Origin of the sequence: Bradyrhizobium sp., assembly GCF_030646015.1 — a bacterium.
Classification (GTDB): Bacteria; Pseudomonadota; Alphaproteobacteria; order Rhizobiales; family Xanthobacteraceae; genus Bradyrhizobium.
The window spans coordinates 25,027-41,162 of record NZ_JAUSLT010000019.1; the positions used below are offsets into that span (position 1 = coordinate 25,027).

The following is a 16,136-nucleotide window of genomic DNA, read 5'->3' on the forward strand; positions in this document are numbered from 1 at the left end:
AACATCAAAAATCGCGTCTGGATTATATTAGCATGGCGGATGGCGCACATATGCCGCGTAGAAAGCTTCAACGCCCTGTACCGGCAAAGAGCGGCCGGAGCGCTTCGCACATTGCCGCGGCTAAAGAGACCCTTGCAGGCTTGAATGGTGACATGAATGACGGCCAGGCAAAGTCAGGCCAGGAGCCGGAGCTCAATTTGGCCGACTGCGCGTACCGTGCTCTCGAAGAGATGATTTGCACCTTGGAGCTGCCGCCAGGGACCCGCGTTTCGGAAAGCTCCCTCGTAAAGCGTTTGGGAATCGGGCGCACACCGGTGCGAGAAGCCCTGCAGCGCTTGTCGCGTGATGGTCTTGTTGTTGTGCTGCGAAGACATGGTGTCCTCGTTAGCGAGATCGACGTCCGCACCCAGCTGCGAATTATCGAGGTGCGCCGGGTTTTGGAATCGCTCATGGCGCGTTTGGCTGCGGAGCGTGCCGCCGAGGACGAAATCGCGCAATTCGCCAAGGTCGCAGCCGCCATCTATGCAGCAGTTGATGCTAACGACGATCTCGCCTTTGTTCGGCTTGATACGCAGCTGAATGAGCTGCTCGCCCGCGCCTGCGGCAACCGTTTTGCCAGTGGTGCGATGAATTTGATGATCCCGCTAGCGCGACGTTTTTGGTATCGGAATTACAAGTCTGCCGGTGACATGATGCTGGGTGCTCGGCTCCACGCGGAGATCGCCGACGCGATCGCCCGCCGGAATCCCGATGAAGCGGAGGAGGCCGTGAGGCGTTTACTCGACTATATCGACGATTTCTCTCGCAAAACGCTGGATCGCTAGCACATTTGAGCACCTTTCCGCGTCGCAAATCGATTTCCGGCACTTTGATTTGAGCTATCCTCTTCGATGTTCTCCAATCGAGCTCGTCACCGACGCACGCACCTCGTCAGGTGTTTAGTCCCGGACTGTGATGGTGCGTTCCTTTCGTTTGGCTGGAAGGATGCGACGTGGCACAAGCCCACCACGACAGAGACGGTACGTCGAGCGATTCAGTCAGTCCCAGTTCCCGCCGGGACCGTCAATCAGAGCAACCCAGCTTTGGGAGATACGTCGCGATTCAGTCCAGAAGAAGCAGAATCCAATGCAATCAAGTCATTCAAAGCGTAAGGAACAGGGCCTCCAGTCGCCCAATCAAGCAATTCGGCGGTATGCACAATCGGGATTTCCGTCCCCTTACCGATCTGCGTGATGCAGCCGAGATTACCGCTCGCGATGAGCTGGGGTTTCGTCTTTTCGATGTTATTTACCTTCCGAGAACGGAGGCGGTTCGCGATCTCAGGTTGCAGTATGTTAAAGACTTCCGCTTAGCCACAGCAAATGTGCCCCTCCGGAACATCCTTCACCACGAATCCCATCGGCTTAAGAAGGTGTTTGGGTTGTTCCCTGATCTGCTGCCCGTGCTGCATTGAACAGGCTGGTACAACCTTGACGCCATTGTCGTGGCAGAATTTGAGAACAGCTCTCACCTCATCGGTTGAGACCGGCAGCACAACAGCAAGCGGCATCTTTCAGTAAGCAATGAGTGCGTCGGTCTCATACGCGCGGCACTCGTCTCTGGAGGTGATGAGGCTGCCAAGCGAGACCAATCTGGCCAGACCTTCGACAATGGAGGCGCGGCGCGCGATGATAGCTTGATCCGGTTCGGAAAATCTCATCGCGCTCATGGAAATCTCCTGTGTCGGTAACCTCCGACTTCTGCGGAACAATCGCCGCTTCTGTGAGGTAACTCCCGGCAGGCTTTCAGCCGGAGGGAACGGCAGCGCCGAACTGTGCGTTGAATAACGCGAGCCCAACTCGAACACATTCTCTAGATCCGCCTGTGCCTGTCGTAAATCAAATCCGGACATACTGGTGGTGCAATCCTCCCAAGATCGGACGACAAACAATGTATCCAGCGCTCTGAATGGGGCGCGGTGCCGGCGCATCCTTGTTCAACGATAGATGCGTACGCACCTCATTGTAGTATTGCATGTACGAGAGCAGTAGGTGACGGAGGTGGCGTTCGCTGAATACAATAACGTGGTCAAGGCATTCCCGTCGGATCGAACCGATCAGCCTTTCAGCATATCCATTTTGCCAAGGGGAGCGCGGCGACGTCGGTCGATCGCGGATGCCTATCGATCGGAGTCTGCGGATAAGGACCTCACCATAGGCCCCGTCCCGGTCACGAATGAGATAGCGGGGAGCCTGTTCCCACCCGCATGCTTCCGTGACCTGATTTGCGATCCATTCTGCGGTTGGATGCGCTGTGACGCCAAACCACAGAATATGTCGCCGGCCGTGCCCCATGATCAGCAATCCATAGAGCAGGCGAAACGAGATTGTCGGCACGACGAACATATCCATCGCATCGATCCCATCAGCGTGATTGCGGAGGAATGTCCTCCAGCCTTGGGACGGCGGGTCTCGTCGCCTGACCATGTACTTGGCCACGCTGGTCTGTCCGATACCGACGCCGAGCTTGAGGAGTTCTCCATGGATCCGAGGCGCTCCCCACAGGGGATTGGCAATGCTCATCTCGCGGATAAGCTTGCGTATCTCCAACGGAAATGTTGGCCTGCCACCCCGCGCTTTCGATTTCCAGCGCCAATATAATCGGAAGCCAGCGCGATGCCATTTGACTACGGTCTCCGGCTTAACAATCGCCAGCGCATCGCGAACGCCAGGGAGAGGCCGATAGAGGCAAACAAAAATCAATCGGTCGATGGAGCTGAAGGTTTGTTTCTTAGGAGCGGTTCGCCGCAGAACGTTTATCTGGTGCCGCAACGTCAGAATTTCAGCCTCGAGCGCTACCCGCGACCGAAACAGATCTTCGACTATCCAAACAATGAGCCTGACAAGATCTCTCATCCCGCAACAGCATCGCCCGATTCTCGATCAACTGCTAGTCAGATTGAGTTTGCGACAGGGACAGGTGTCGAAACGCAAATTAAGACCTTCCTGAAAGGCGCTGAAAGGCTTGCGATTCTTGAACTGACGGAGATTTCGAACACCAAGGCAACGCTGCGGATAACGGAGCAGTATCTATCGACGATCATGGCCTGGGCCCGGAAACATCGCCAGGCGCGCAAGGTCCTGATCGTCCTGGAAGAAGCGCACACCATCATTCCGGAAACGTTCAGTTCGGGTTTCGATGGCGACACCCAGTGGGTTGTCAGCCGCATCGGTCAAATCGCGTTGCAGGGCCGCAAGTATGGCGTGGGCTTGCTCGTCATTAGCCAGCGCACGGCCCTGGTGAGCAAGACGATCCTTTCCCAATGCAATACCTTCCTGACGCACAGCCTCATCGACCAAACCAGCCTTACGTTCCTTGAAAGCGTTTACAGTTCGCAGCACGTGCGCTCGATTCCAAACCTGGGACGGTTTGAATTCCTGGCCGCGGGCAAGGCGATCAAAGCCGAGCGGCCGATTCTTCTCTGCCGGCCGTTCGACCAGGCAAAGAAGGATGCCAGTGACGCGCTGAGACAACCACCGCCGGCGCCCCCGGGGCTAGCGCAGCCTGAACAAAGCATATTTGGCTAACTGATTTCGGAACAAGACATTGATTGACCCTTTAACGGCCCTGGCGTTTTCGATCTACGAGAACAAGGGCGTCTATTGCCTGCTGCTCGGCTCGGGCGTTTCGCGACCGTCCGAAATCCCCACAGGCTGGGAGATAACACTCGACCTGGTGCGCCGGGTGGCCGCATTGCGAGGCGTGACCAACGAGCCGGATTGGGCAGCTTGGTACAAGGCTACATTTGACACGGACCCAAGGTATTCAGAACTGCTCGACGAACTAGCAAGCACGCCAGACGAACGGCGATCGGTGCTGCACAGTTATATCGAGCCCAATGCTGACGATATCGCGGCCGGCAGGAAAATCCCTACCCGCGCTCACCAGGCGATTGCGCGGATGGTAGCGGCCGGTCACGTGCGGGTTATCACGTCGCGAAGTACATCTCGCAACCGCCCAATCGACGTCTCATCCGGAAACTTTCCGCATGTGATCGAACCGGCGGAGGCATTTGGCTGAGAACGTGAGCTCAGCGACAACTGCACATATGAACTATGCGGCATCGATACTCCTCGGGCGACGCGAAGACTTCGCGTCCTATCATAGCTGACCCAGCAGGGCATGAAACCTGCCTTTTGATAGAACGACAGACCTGTCAGACCTAAACTCCGCTTGTTAGCCGGTTCGACGGCTCAGCGAGTGGCTTTTGAACCAGGGAAGCAGATCATTGGATAAACCGCTGTCACATGGTTTCGCTTGCGGCTAGACCAGATCGTAAAACGCAACCTGCTCGCGCGGGTCGATTGAAGAATCAGGGCCACAGCGCGTCGTCCGGTAGAGCTTTTAGATATTGCTTCGCTTTTTATCGAAACGGAAACCACCAGCCTGACCGGTGCCGTCGGAGAAAAAAACGACGTTTTGTTGCATGCTGGCCCCGAGAAATATCTCAGTGATAGAAAATCGGCTTTGGCGGCTGATGGTTCAGCATTTCCAGGACACGCGGATTATTGCTAAGAGCTTGATAGCAACCATCTGCCATCCCGAGCAGGGTTTGCCGCCGGTTGCCGGTCGCAAGATCCAAGCCGAGATCGGAGATCTGTTCGGGCGAAGGCTGTTCGTCAAATCGGACGTAGCGGTCCGCCAACTGATGCTTCAGCATGAAGTCGACAAGCTGTTGTTGCGAGGACAGGATGGTGGAAACCAGCCTTCCGTTCTCGAGCCAAAGCTTCTGTCCGAAGTTACGGCCCAGGGAGCTCGGCAGCGAGAACTTGCTCGTCGTGGTGCCGATGCTGAGAACGCTGATGTCCTTGATGTCCTGATCCAGGAATTTGACCGCTTCGTGCACGGCACACATGTCAGGCGCGTTCGCGACTATGCCACCGTCGACAAAGTTGCTGTTTTCGAGCCTGGCCATCGGGAAATACAGCGGTGCTGCCGAAGTCGCCATCGCGACATCCACCGCCGAGAGTTTGTGGTCGTTCAGAAAATTCTGGTGGTGGGCAGTCTTGAACATTTGGACGCTGCCCTTCGTCATATTGACCGAAGGAATCAGCAACCTGGTCCGCGCATCGCCGAGCTTGGTGTCCTTCCCCACGACGGCCTCGATCTTTTCCCTCAGAACGGTGCCGTCGTATTTCGGTTGCCGCCATTGTGCCCAGCGCGCCCTTAATTTGGCCACGCGACCTCGCGGCGGCTCACCCCGGGTGAAGATCTCCTCGCCGTGGTCGAGGAACATCTTCTTGATCGACTCGGCGCTTTTGCCCAGAGCCAGACCGAGCGCGATCACACCCCCGATCGAGGTCCCCGCAATGAGGTCAAAGCAATCGCCGATCGGGCGCTGCGCCTGTTGTTCGAGCCGAGCCAATACCGTGCTGGTAAACAACCCCCGATAGCCGCCACCGCTCAAGGCAAGTATCTGAAAAGGCATGAATAATTCCTATCTTGGGTTCTCCCGGGCTGGCTCGGGTTGCGAACCTGGAACCCCGCTCCTATATGGATGTTCGGTTTATGTTCTGCAAGTTTTGAGCGACTCAGGTAGAAGTTGTTAACCGCGCGGTTGTGCGAGTTGGGGGCCGCCCCCCGCTCAAATCTCCCTCGCTCAAAGAGGTGAGGACAACCATGGCAAACGTCGCCAAACTGCTCCATTCCAACGGTGATGCACCGTCGTTCCTGAAGAACCTTCAACTGGACGATAACGGCCACTCCGAATTGAAGGCCGCCCGGGCAAAGGTGCGCCGCTGCCTCAGAGCCGAATTCGCCAAAGCCAGCAAGGCCGAGTTCGGTGTTACGGTGCAACCGCGGTTTTTCACCCAGGGCAGCTACGCCTACAAGACTATCAACGAGCCGGCGTGGACGCCGCCTCAGCAAAAAGATCTCGATGACGGCGCCTATCTTCCGATGACTTTCGTTCAGGGGGCCAAACCGTCGGTGGCCGCAGCGGCCTTCTTCACGGTAGTTGACCGCGCGCTGCAGGAACTTGCGAAGACCGAGGGATGGAAATTCGTCAGGAAACCTACTTGCGCCCGCCTGATCATTTCAAACGATGCGCACATTGACGTCCCCCTATACGCCATTCCCGACGCGCAATTCATGCTGCTGGAAAAAGCCCTGCAAGCGCGCACATTCGATGGAGCATTGGACGCGCGGGCGGACAGCATCGATCGTTGGGACGCCCTACCGTCAGATTGCGTTCTGCTGGCTCATCGCGAGGAAGGCTGGAAGGCCTCCGATCCGCGCAAGATTCATGATTGGTTCGTCGATGCGGTCGAACTTTACGGCGAACGGCTGCGCCGGGTTTGCCGTTACCTGAAGGCATGGCGCGACCACAATCGACCTCACCTAGATGGAGTATCGTCAATCCTGCTGATGGTTTGCGCGTGGGAAGCTTTTGAAGATCTGGGTCGGCCGAACGTCCCGGACCGCGATGATAAGGCTCTGCTGAGCGTAGCCGAGCGCCTTCCCCGATTGCTGGCTGGTCCCGTCTGCAGTCCCACCGACCCGGACGAGAAGATCTGCGCGCGGCTTGACGATGATGATCGGCGCGTGGCGGTCCAGATGGCCGGCCAACTCCAGGCGACGCTGACCGAGATCGTCGAGAAATGCTTCGACCCCAATGAGGCAGTCCGGCAGCTTAACGGCCTGTTCGGAGACCGGATCCCCGATCGCATCGACCTCGTCGACGTAACCAAGGCGGCGCACGCCGAAGTGCGCTCTCATCCCGTGAGAATTGCGGCCGCACCCGAGGTTGGTAAATCGGTAAGTGCCTGAGAAGCGCACAAAATCCCTTTGCGGCATACACGATGCTTTCTTGCAGCGCAAATTCGCGCGAGACTACTCGTGGACGGGACTGCACTACAAAGGCGTCCTTGACGAAACGGGCCTGAAGATACCGGTTGTTGTTTCAGTCAACGATCTCGATTTCGTAACGCCCCCGGTCATCAAGCTTGTCGATCCCGAAGCGGGATCTTCCGGCCAGATACCGCATGTGCTGCGATCCGACGGCACGTTCTGCTATATGGACGGACAGGCGATCGTCCTTGACCGCTACAAACCCGCGGAGACCATCATTCAATGCCTTGAGCGTGCGGACAAGGTCATAAGGGACGCCGTCAACCGCCGTCTTGACGAAGACCTCGGCGGCGAGTTTGGCGCCTATTGGTCGGACGGCACCGTGTTGGTCGATTTGCCGGAGGATTTTGAGGGCGACGCGGAAATTCAGTTCCTGCAATTCGACAAAAATTCCGAGCGCCAGAAAATACTGATCTCAAACGGCAAGTCCAAGTTCCTGTCGCTCCACAAACGAAATGATCGCCTGGACCCCGATCCAGAGGGATATTTGTGTCCGGTATTTTGCGTACCGGTGCTCTCGTTTGATCCGAAGCAATCTTGGCCACCCAAGAATTTGGCCGAGTTTAACGCTTGGCTGCAGCAGGTCGCCCCTGCGACACTGGGGAAACTCGAGGAGGCGTTCACCCGATCCAAGGGGCACGGACAATGGATATGCCTGTCGGCACGGAACGGGCGGTTCTTCGTGTCGGCGGAAATCGGAAAGGCGTACAGGACGCCGGAATTCCTGACGAACAGACGCGCCCAACTAGCCCAGACCCTCCAGCATATCGAGGGCGCCGTGGAGATTTCCGGCTACGTGGGGGTGCCGGTCGACGAAGGATATGTGTTTTCGAGGAATTTAGGTGACATGAACAGTCTGGCCGGAAAGAGGATCCTACTTATCGGTTGCGGTACCATCGGCGGTTTTTTGGCCCAGCAACTCGGTCAGAGCGGTGCCGGCGCCGGCGGAGGCAAATTGACCCTGGCCGACAATGACACCCTCAAGGGCGCAAATCTCGGTCGACACCTGCTCGGGGCTCCGTATCTCGACCGCAACAAAGCGGAGGCCTGTGCCGATTTTCTGAAGGAGCAACTTCCCCACCTGGAGATCGCAAGCATCGCCGGGTCGATCCAGGCCAACATGGAGGTTCTGTCCCGTCAGGACCTTGTGATCGATGCAACCGGGGATGAGGCGCTATCGATAGCCATCAACGAGCTTGCCGTCGGCAAGCGGCCGACTTTTCCGCCGGTGCTGTTTTCGTGGCTGGAAGGAAACGGTGCCGCCGCTGTCGCCTTCATTGCGGGCGATGCAGATCTTGCCTGCTTGAAATGCCTCAAAACAGATTTGGCCGGCATACCTCGTTTCCGTCTCCTGAAAGGCGATACTGAGCTCAAGACCGGCCGGAATCTTGCGTGTGGCGACGCTCACTTCATTCCGTTCCCGGTCTCCAGAGCAGCCGCAGCTGCAAGCCTCGCCTGCGACGTGGCTCTGGATTGGGCTAATGAGGGCGAGGGTCACAGATGGCGATCGATAACGCTTGACCACCATCGCGCCAACCGAATTGATGACCGCAACCCGAAACGGCTGGCCACTTGCCCCGCGTGTGGCGATTCCGCCCGATGATCTTCCTTACCGGCGCCCGGCTTGTGACGCTGACTGACGAGGTCACAGAGCAGATCCAAAGGTTCACCCAGCCTCCGGAAGCCGATCTAGAGGCCGGCGGCATATTGCTCGGCTCATACCGCGGTCCTCATGTCGAGATTCTGCAGTGCACCACGCCGATGCGTGAAGACTCACGGACCCGATTTAGCTTTGTTCGCCGAGATCCTGGCCATCAGCGCGCGGCGGACTCGGCCTGGAGAGCAAGCGGTCGAACGGTCAATTTCGTCGGAGAATGGCATACTCATCCAGAAGATTATCCGAAGCCGTCCAACGTCGACCGAAACACTTGGGTGGAGCAAATGCGGAGACGTCAACACGACGCCCTGATTTTCCTCATAGCCGGCCGCGCCACATTCTATTGCGATCTAGGCCAAAACAACCGGTTGATGAACATGACCGTTGTTGGCTAAGTCGGTCCGAACGTAAGTAATAAAACTTAGTTACGATCAATACCGACTAGTTTTTGTTAGAATCCCATCCAGCCGCAGACTGATAAGCATTTGCTCGAAAGCTTATCAGTCTGCGAACTGATTCCATTTGCTCCAAACCTTATCAGCTGGCGAGCTGACTCCATTTTGCGTACTACTTCATCAGTCGGGACTAACCCTGTTTCGGCGAACAGATAGATTTCGGTACGGCGGCCTGCGCGTTCCTCAGCTTGTATTCAACTGGTCTGTGCTTGCCTATCCAACTTCAAACTCCGCGGATCGAGCAACCAGGTTATGCCTCGAGCTTCGCCTTGGTCGAAGCCGTACTCCTCAAGATCTTCGACCATCGGACGAACGTCGAGCGCCTCAAACTGCACCGAGCGGTATCGCCAGACGGGATCGTCCGATTGTTCAAAAGTTATCTTCGCACTGTAAGTCAAGCTCGTGCCGCCCAATGAGCATGTGCGGAAAACGAGACCTTCAAGAGAGCGCGCTCCATAATCGCCATCAAAACTTTGGAATTCCAACCGGGTTTCTGGTTTGGGACTGAGAAGCATTTCGACCGCAACCTGCGCTTCATCAGCCGTCCAGATTTCGTCAAAATTGAAACTTCCGCTCGAAACAACACCGGCCTTCGACAAGAGCATTTGCCAGCCGTCTAGAAATTTGCTGATCGCGGGAAGCTGTTCGACGTAGGGGCCACTGAGCAGATCGCCCAGCGGCAGCGTGATGGATGGAATTCGTGAATTGCCCGATATTGTGAGCTCGGCCTGGCCCCGTGCCATGAGCGAGAGCGCTCGCGCGAGCTCCGCATGGTGTTCTAGAGAGCGCTGAACATCATCCAGACCACGTTCAGTCTCAAACTTCGCGCCGCTGCGTGTGATCCGAATAAGGAAATCGGCATGCCGGATCAGCAGCTCCGGGCCATCGGCGGCTTCGATAGGCGGACCGATGAACACCATGGCATCGAACCGCGCGGCCTGTCCGAACCCTGCTCCTCGGATCGATACGATGCAGGAACCCAGACTCGGGGGCGTAAGAACCAATTCGCTTAGATCATCGAATAGCGTGCCTCGATATGGGAGCCGGATGTCAAATCGCGTATCGAAAACGCGAAACTCCTTAGGCTTCAGCGGAGTTAGTCCGAGCAGCACATTGTTTAAGTGCTGCGGCCCTTCGATAAATGCGATGGCTTCGGCTTCAAATCTTCCCTTTTCATAGCCAAGCTCAGCGAGCTGCCTCTGCTTTTCGATGGTGTAAGCTGCTGAATCCACCCGGCAGATGGAGGTAAGCGCTTCTAGTAAGCCCTCCGCGGTAGGCTCGAAGCGCGTTCCCAGCTTCTCGTAATCGTAGCTGACGTCTGCCTTGTTGATGTCATACGCCTCGTTGGCTTCAGCCAAGCGAAGTCTCTTCAACACCTTAGCGAGCTCATCGCCAATGAGATGAACCAGATAGCCAGACTGGAACTTGCCTTCTTGGCTTATTCGGAAGACGACGATGACGGAGGGATGCGCATCCTTCGCGAGCCGATCTACGGCGGAGAGGCTTAACCGAACTCGGCTGTTCGTTCGCCCGACCGTTGATTTCAATTGCACACGGACCGCTTTGGCCTGCTGCTGATCTAGCGCTACGCCATTCCCGAAGTGCTCCACCGGAAATTCGACGAGAAAATCCCAACCCATCACATCGACTGTGGTTTTGTTGCAGATCAGATCGGCCTGCGCACATAGGAGCTGGAACTGTTGTTCCCCGATATGACCGATGCGTTCCGGCTCGAGGTCGCGTCCCATTCAAAGCTCCATATCGCGAGCTGCAAACCAAATTGATCGGCGCACGTCAGGGTAAGACGTCCAACCATTGGACTCTTAAGGTTCTGGAGATGCGGTTCGAACTCGTCAATGCAACTCAAACCGCACTCGGTGGAGAGTTCTCGTGAAATCCTCGGAAGAGCAAGGGTGGCGCAATTTTCGGAAAGCGGAACGACCTCCCGACTCCTGGATGAGCTGCCGATTGACCGAAGAAGAGCTCCCTCAGTCGCGAGAGACGAGATCCCCGAGATCACGTAGGAAGGTTAGCAGCTTGTTCAGTCCCTCTGGTGATCCATCCCATACGCCGGAAACCGCTTTGGCGAGCTGCTCCTTTCCGTTGTCGATTTGCTGCGAACTATCGACCGCGAGGCGTTTTTTTGCATAATTGCATAACTTGACCAAAGTCGGGGTGAGCCTTGGCGGCCTCCGGCTCAGGGCGCGATGAACGCTCGACTGGTCCACGCTGACTAATCTGGCCAGCGCAGAATCGCCTAAATTAAGCTCGTTTTTGAGCTTTTCCACCCAAGCAACCGCCTCGACTGCTCCCTCCTCGGGGCTGACGGGCCGTCCAAGAATACTTTTAATTTCATCTTTTCTGCGCGCCACTTTTATGCAATAATGCAGAAAGTAGATATTCACAAGGGGGTCGGTGATGAAGGAAATCCGCTTTTATCGTGCAAGCGAAAAGCCGTATGGCGTGTTCAGCAATCTCTACAGGCGGCCAATCACGTTCGAGGGACGCGTCTACCCGACCTCCGAGCATGCCTACCAAGCTAGAAAAGCGCGCAAAGAAGAAGTGCGCGAGTGGCTCATGGCCGCACCTTCGCCGGCTTTGCTCGCGATGGCGGCGCACGGCCTCTACCAGTGGGATATTGCTCCGGACTGGTCTAGAGTTAAGTTCGACCGCATGAGAGGCGTGCTCAGGACAAAGTTTACCGAACACCCCGATTTGGCAGCCATTCTCCTCGACACGAAGGATGCCGTACTGATCGAGACTGCAACCGTCGACAACGCCGTGAATAGGCTTTGGGGAGAAGTGCCGGGCAAGGGCGGAAAGAATATGCTCGGGATTCTCTTAATGGAAGTTCGCGACCATCTTGCGCAGGGCAGCAACAAGCGGCGACGCAAGATCGCCATGCAGGCCGCTGAATAGGCTTCAGCGGTTACAGGTTCCGAGCGTGCTCACGTAGGAGGTAGACGCCTCGTCGATACCTCGATCGAGCATCTCACGGACGTGGTTAGCGCCGGCCGCCCGGAAAAGACCGCGGGCACCAGTGAAACCGCAATTGAGTGCCGCCAGGCGCTGCCCGACTTCAACTCCGTCGAAGACATCGTCAACTGTCCAGCTTCCTTCCCGATACCAGCGCCTCAAAACGAGATCCAGCAGGCCGGTCGTCACCATGTCGCCCGATCCGCAAGTGTCGATGACCCGCGGTGCGAAGCTGGAAGGAAAGTGACGATGTACGCTTCTGTTCGAAACCGTCAATCCGAACGCGCCGTGGGTTCTGATCACTATGACTTCTGGATCGAGGTTGCGGTCCGCGATGCTTTTCCCTGCAGTCTCGTCGGAGAGCTTGATCACGGTGGCGCAGCGCACAGCTCTAGCGAACATCTCATCATCAGTGGATGCCGGCTCGAAGAAGACGAGAGCACCCGCTCGCTTGGCCTCTTCCATCGCGATCACGATCGATTCCGAAACGCGGTCGGCGTAGAAAACCGACACGGATTTCAACGTGTCTGCGGCCCGGCAAACGTGGTCGTGATCGATCGAGCGCCATTTCGGAAAGCGGACGAGCGTCTGTGGACACGTTGAAGTGAACCGGTGGCTCCCATTCACGGTATCGACGATTTCGACGATGACAGGAGAACTTCCCGTGTGCGCTCTTGAGACGTAGCGCGTCTCGCACCCGGCCCTCTCGAACTCGTCGAGGAGGAAACGACCGTAGTCGTCGTCGCCAAGGTTGACGACCGGGAAAACAGGATGACCCAACATCGCCAGCGATAGGAGAACGTTCCCGCAGGATCCGCCGAGAGCTTCGGCCGGAGCGGCATAGTCATCCGAATAGATCCGATCGACGGCTGTCAGACCTGTGCCTGCGACGGCTGGACGTGCCGATTGAGGCGTGGGGTCTTGCGATCTCATTTGGACCATAACATGAACATCCTAGCAGGACCGCCGCAGCACGGATACGTCCAATCGCGCGCGACCAACACCCGTCAGGCGCATGCCGCCGAGTATCCTTAACAGACCATCAGGACCCGAAACGTTGCCTGGCAGAAGATTCCAACAGGAAATCTCGCGTTCGCACACCCGATCCACGCTCAATCCGAAGTCTCCGCCAAGAAGGTCGTAGTCGTTGCCATGTCGATCACCGCTGTCGCCGATCGCGAGCATTTGAAGATGGCCTTCTGCCATCTTGCCTCGGACCGCATCCAAAACACGCGGCTTGGCCGCCCAGGCCGGACATACGTCGATCGAGTGACCGGAGCGAACCATTTTCAGTTCCGAGCGTGATCTCACCATTTCGTGCAGCCTGCGCCACCCGTCCGCCGACGACGCAAGCTTGTCTATGGCGATCGTGATCTGAAAGGGATTCTCCTTCGGAAGCCATCCATCCCGGAACATCCCGCCTTCGGCCCGGATGCTATCGAATGCTTCCAATATCGCGGCATCCGGCTTCAGATCGGTATTCCGGATGTCGACCGATAGCGGAGCGACGTACGCTCCGTTGTAATAGCCAACCAACACCCGCTCGCAATGCTCCGCCGAAAGGCACTCTCGTAATTCCTCGCCGACCGATCCCCCTCGGCCGGTCGCAAGCGCAATTGCGACGCCACCATCCAAGAGTTTCTGGACACCGGCTATGACGGGACCCGTGGGCGGTTTGCCTCTCTTGTCTGTCGCGACCATGGTCCCGTCGTAGTCTAAGATGACGGCGCCGAACTCCGCGGCTCCAAGACGCTCGATGAATTCGTCGCGGCGCGCGCTCCAAGTCGCAGCCGTTCTGTTTGGCTCGTCGGCCCTTTGCTCCGACCGACGTTTGCGGCGCGTGGCCGCATCTTCGTCCTCGATCGCGGCAAGAAGATCCTGGCTTTCGAAGATAATTCGTCCAAAATCGGCGACGCCAGGCTTTCCGGGGTCGATGCCCACCGCCGCTCCCAAACCTTCTACGACGCCGAAAGAACTCAGAACCGCATCAAAGAGAGTGTGCCGGCCCGGTGCGCCGAAGCCAAGATTGATCCGTCCTACCGTCGAGGGAATACATGATTCGATAGACTCCCAGAAGGGCCGGCTGCGATCGCAGGTCAACGAAAGCACGACGGTGCGATCCCCATGCTTATCTAGCCAGACATGTCGCCCGTGAGCGAAGTTGCGGAAGTCGGTCCGCTGTATCCTGCAGAGACCGGCTTCCCAACAACTGGTTTCAATCATAACGGCCGCAGCGGTCAGAGCGGGATCATGCAGGATAAGGAGTGTATCGCGCTCGGAGCCCCAGGTACTTGCGATCGTCTCGATGGTACGAGCCCGGGCCGACGGCGACAGTAGGTCCTCCGATCTTGCCTTCACGCGGTCGCTTCTCTCGGCGACGCCGTATCCAGCGACCTGATCGCTCGCCAGGAGCAACGAAGTAACGGTCGAAGTGAGCGAGTGAGTTGCCAGAAAACCGTCCTTCTCATCAGTGACGGGGACGAGGTGCAGTCTCGCATCTTCCGCGCCAGAGACCAGGTTTCTACCCCGGGCGGTGACGACGTCGATGCGACGAGCGTGTTCGTTGACCGCGGTCTGGAAAGCTGCACGGATGTCCGCATTCTCACCGCTCGCGGTAAAGAGCCAGACCCCCCACTTCGGCAACACCGGATCGAGCGCGAACGCCATAGGAGTTGTCACCGCCGTCGCGGAGTGGAGCAGCCACGTCCGGCAAGACGACAAAAACTCGGCGGCAACAGCGGAGCCGCCGCTTCCGACAGCGGCTACGGGATACTCGGCAGCGCGTTCGAGGGCCTCGGCCAAGAGGCTTGACTCATTGCCGCATGCCGCCGAGACGGTGTGCGACAGCCCGTCCAGCTTCGATGTGAAAACAGCGGTCATGAGCGAGCCGACACATCTTCGTCGATTGCGATCCTCAGTGATTGAGTTGTCACGGTCAACGGCGGCGCCTTGTCGGCGTCGAGAGTCTTCGAAATTATCGACATCTGACTTGTTTCCGGCTTGCCACAGCGGGTAGGCCAAAACCCGGAGGCGTTCGTAGGTCTAGTTGGCGACCTTCTCGGATCCGACATCATAGCTCCCATAAACAGGTCCGTGAAGCCATACGTGAACGGCCAGATCAGGTGGAGGAGCAGATTCCTTCACCCCCGTGGAATCGAACTCATACCGCAGTGTCTCGACGTACTGCACCGACAAGTCATGTTCCAGAGCGGCCATCATTGCCCCAACCGCCGTGACCTTGCTTCCGAAAGGTGAAAGAATGATCTGGGGAAAGAAGACGTCCTCTACGGTCAGATCATATCTCTTCTTGAGGGTGGAGATCGTCCGATAGCAATCGAGCGGATTTCTTTCTGAAACGTATATCAGGTCCCTCGCGTCGACCTGCCATTCGTTCAGGAGCTGCGATTGATATTCGGCAAGGAGTTCGTCTGCCCGCCTGGGATTTCGCGCGGGAAAGGGCACAACGGGGCACACTTTATATACGCTGTCGAGCGTGTTCCTTATCCTACGCAGCGTTTCCACCCGCCCTCGCCCGAGCTGAGGCAGCCAGATCCGCGCAACCGGAAGCGCGTCGTAGCTTCCGGAAGGGCCAGAGTATCCTCGAACAAACTGCACCTGCGCCGAAGGCTCTCCGACGATCCGGTCATCAAGTTCCGGATTCGAGACGACCATCAAGTGAAGGCTTATGGCGGGCCTCGCCTCGGCGTATTCGAGCAGCAGCCTGGCCAGCGGAAAGCCAACTCCTGTCGATAGCGCGCTCATGTCGAGCACGATGTCGGTGATGCCGTCGGGCCATTTGTAACCCTCGATAGCCGACCGGACGCCGTGACCGCCGATGGGCGCGCCGTCATCTGCAGAGAATATCTGAACATCAGCGACTGTCGTATCGGCAATGATGCTTTTGAGCTGGGCTTCATTTTCGTCGGCAAGCTTCTGAAGGGCGATGGCGGGATCGCCGCGGTCCTCGCGTATGAAGAGACCGTGGACGCGCTCTCCCATCGCGGCGGACAGTTGACGCGCAATCCTCTGGGCTCTCGGATCGAACCCCGCGCCCGCGACGAGAACACATCGACGGCTAGTTTGAGAAAAGAAGTCATCGATGAACTGATCCACGCCTTCATCGAAATGGGTGACGCAATTCTCCCAGTGCCGGCGCATGA

The 16,136-nt window shown here is 57.4% G+C and carries 15 protein-coding genes and 2 pseudogenes; 7 read left to right on the forward strand and 10 right to left on the reverse strand.

Translation table 11 applies throughout. The features are described from left to right. The first annotated feature begins 32 nt into the window (after positions 1-32). A complete protein-coding gene (locus Q7T45_RS01775) occupies positions 33-824 on the forward strand; it encodes a GntR family transcriptional regulator (RefSeq protein WP_304866722.1) in 792 nt (263 codons plus the stop codon). A gap of 242 nt (positions 825-1,066) precedes the next feature. Here Q7T45_RS01775 and Q7T45_RS01780 read toward each other — a convergent pair. From Q7T45_RS01780 to Q7T45_RS01790, 3 genes and pseudogenes are all read right to left on the reverse strand, one after another. Then, positions 1,067-1,459: pseudogene (locus Q7T45_RS01780) on the reverse strand (heterodisulfide reductase-related iron-sulfur binding cluster); the annotation flags it as partial. A 93-nt stretch (positions 1,460-1,552) separates the two neighbouring features. After that, entirely contained in the window at positions 1,553-1,708 is a 156-nt protein-coding gene (locus Q7T45_RS29000; RefSeq protein WP_370691191.1) for a hypothetical protein, read from the reverse strand. Between the two features lie 169 nt (positions 1,709-1,877). Further along, a complete protein-coding gene (locus Q7T45_RS01790) occupies positions 1,878-2,390 on the reverse strand; it encodes a transposase (RefSeq protein WP_304866725.1) in 513 nt (170 codons plus the stop codon). 264 nt (positions 2,391-2,654) lie between these two features. On the opposite strand from Q7T45_RS01790, the gene Q7T45_RS01795 reads away from it, so the two are divergent. Further along, the gene (locus Q7T45_RS01795; protein WP_304866728.1) at positions 2,655-3,566 is read left to right on the forward strand and encodes an ATP-binding protein; all 912 of its coding nucleotides are present in this window, start codon (positions 2,655-2,657) and stop codon (positions 3,564-3,566) included. Positions 3,567-3,585: 19 nt separating this feature from the next. After that, a complete protein-coding gene (locus tag Q7T45_RS01800) occupies positions 3,586-4,059 on the forward strand; it encodes a hypothetical protein (RefSeq protein WP_304866731.1) in 474 nt (157 codons plus the stop codon). Between the two features lie 252 nt (positions 4,060-4,311). On the opposite strand, the pseudogene Q7T45_RS01805 reads toward Q7T45_RS01800, so the two are convergent. Together Q7T45_RS01805 and Q7T45_RS01810 are read right to left on the reverse strand one after the other, a co-directional pair. Then, positions 4,312-4,467, reverse strand: a pseudogene (locus Q7T45_RS01805) (DUF2235 domain-containing protein); the annotation flags it as partial. A gap of 19 nt (positions 4,468-4,486) precedes the next feature. Further along, on the reverse strand, positions 4,487-5,467 hold the full coding sequence (locus Q7T45_RS01810) for a CBASS cGAMP-activated phospholipase (protein ID WP_304866735.1): 981 nt from the start codon (positions 5,465-5,467) through the stop codon (positions 4,487-4,489). 191 nt (positions 5,468-5,658) lie between these two features. Between Q7T45_RS01810 and Q7T45_RS01815 the strand changes: the two genes are divergently transcribed. The 3 genes from Q7T45_RS01815 to Q7T45_RS01825 are packed head-to-tail and all read left to right on the forward strand — an operon-like array spanning position 5,659 to position 8,940. Continuing rightward, a complete protein-coding gene (locus Q7T45_RS01815; protein ID WP_304866738.1) occupies positions 5,659-6,807 on the forward strand; it encodes a CBASS cGAMP synthase in 1,149 nt (382 codons plus the stop codon). Positions 6,808-6,847: 40 nt separating this feature from the next. Further along, positions 6,848-8,491 (forward strand): ThiF family adenylyltransferase, encoded by a 1,644-nt coding sequence (locus Q7T45_RS01820; RefSeq protein ID WP_304866741.1) that lies wholly within the window; start codon positions 6,848-6,850, stop codon positions 8,489-8,491. Beyond that, a complete protein-coding gene (locus Q7T45_RS01825) occupies positions 8,488-8,940 on the forward strand; it encodes a Mov34/MPN/PAD-1 family protein (protein WP_304866745.1) in 453 nt (150 codons plus the stop codon). Before Q7T45_RS01820 ends, Q7T45_RS01825 begins: the two co-directional genes overlap by 4 nt. A gap of 254 nt (positions 8,941-9,194) precedes the next feature. Here Q7T45_RS01825 and Q7T45_RS01830 read toward each other — a convergent pair whose 3' ends face one another. Together Q7T45_RS01830 and Q7T45_RS01835 are read right to left on the reverse strand one after the other, a co-directional pair. Next, positions 9,195-10,748, reverse strand: a complete 1,554-nt coding sequence (locus tag Q7T45_RS01830; RefSeq protein WP_304866748.1) for a hypothetical protein — start codon at positions 10,746-10,748, stop codon at positions 9,195-9,197. Between the two features lie 240 nt (positions 10,749-10,988). After that, a complete protein-coding gene (locus tag Q7T45_RS01835) occupies positions 10,989-11,405 on the reverse strand; it encodes a hypothetical protein (protein ID WP_304866752.1) in 417 nt (138 codons plus the stop codon). A gap of 13 nt (positions 11,406-11,418) precedes the next feature. On the opposite strand from Q7T45_RS01835, the gene Q7T45_RS01840 reads away from it, so the two are divergent. Beyond that, positions 11,419-11,919, forward strand: coding sequence for an NADAR family protein (locus Q7T45_RS01840; protein ID WP_304866755.1), 501 nt, complete (start codon positions 11,419-11,421; stop codon positions 11,917-11,919). A 3-nt stretch (positions 11,920-11,922) separates the two neighbouring features. Here the strand turns inward: Q7T45_RS01840 and Q7T45_RS01845 are convergent, their stop codons facing one another. The 3 genes from Q7T45_RS01845 to Q7T45_RS01855 all read right to left on the reverse strand — a co-directional run bounded on the left by Q7T45_RS01845 (position 11,923) and on the right by Q7T45_RS01855 (position 16,134). Then, entirely contained in the window at positions 11,923-12,909 is a 987-nt protein-coding gene (locus Q7T45_RS01845) for a PfkB family carbohydrate kinase (RefSeq protein WP_304866759.1), read from the reverse strand. A gap of 21 nt (positions 12,910-12,930) precedes the next feature. Further along, the gene (locus tag Q7T45_RS01850; protein WP_304866762.1) at positions 12,931-14,856 is read right to left on the reverse strand and encodes a hypothetical protein; all 1,926 of its coding nucleotides are present in this window, start codon (positions 14,854-14,856) and stop codon (positions 12,931-12,933) included. 162 nt (positions 14,857-15,018) lie between these two features. Continuing rightward, positions 15,019-16,134 carry a hypothetical protein gene (locus tag Q7T45_RS01855; RefSeq protein WP_304866765.1) on the reverse strand — a complete coding sequence of 372 codons (1,116 nt, stop codon included), beginning with the start codon at positions 16,132-16,134 and terminating at the stop codon, positions 15,019-15,021. Positions 16,135-16,136 lie beyond the last annotated feature (2 nt).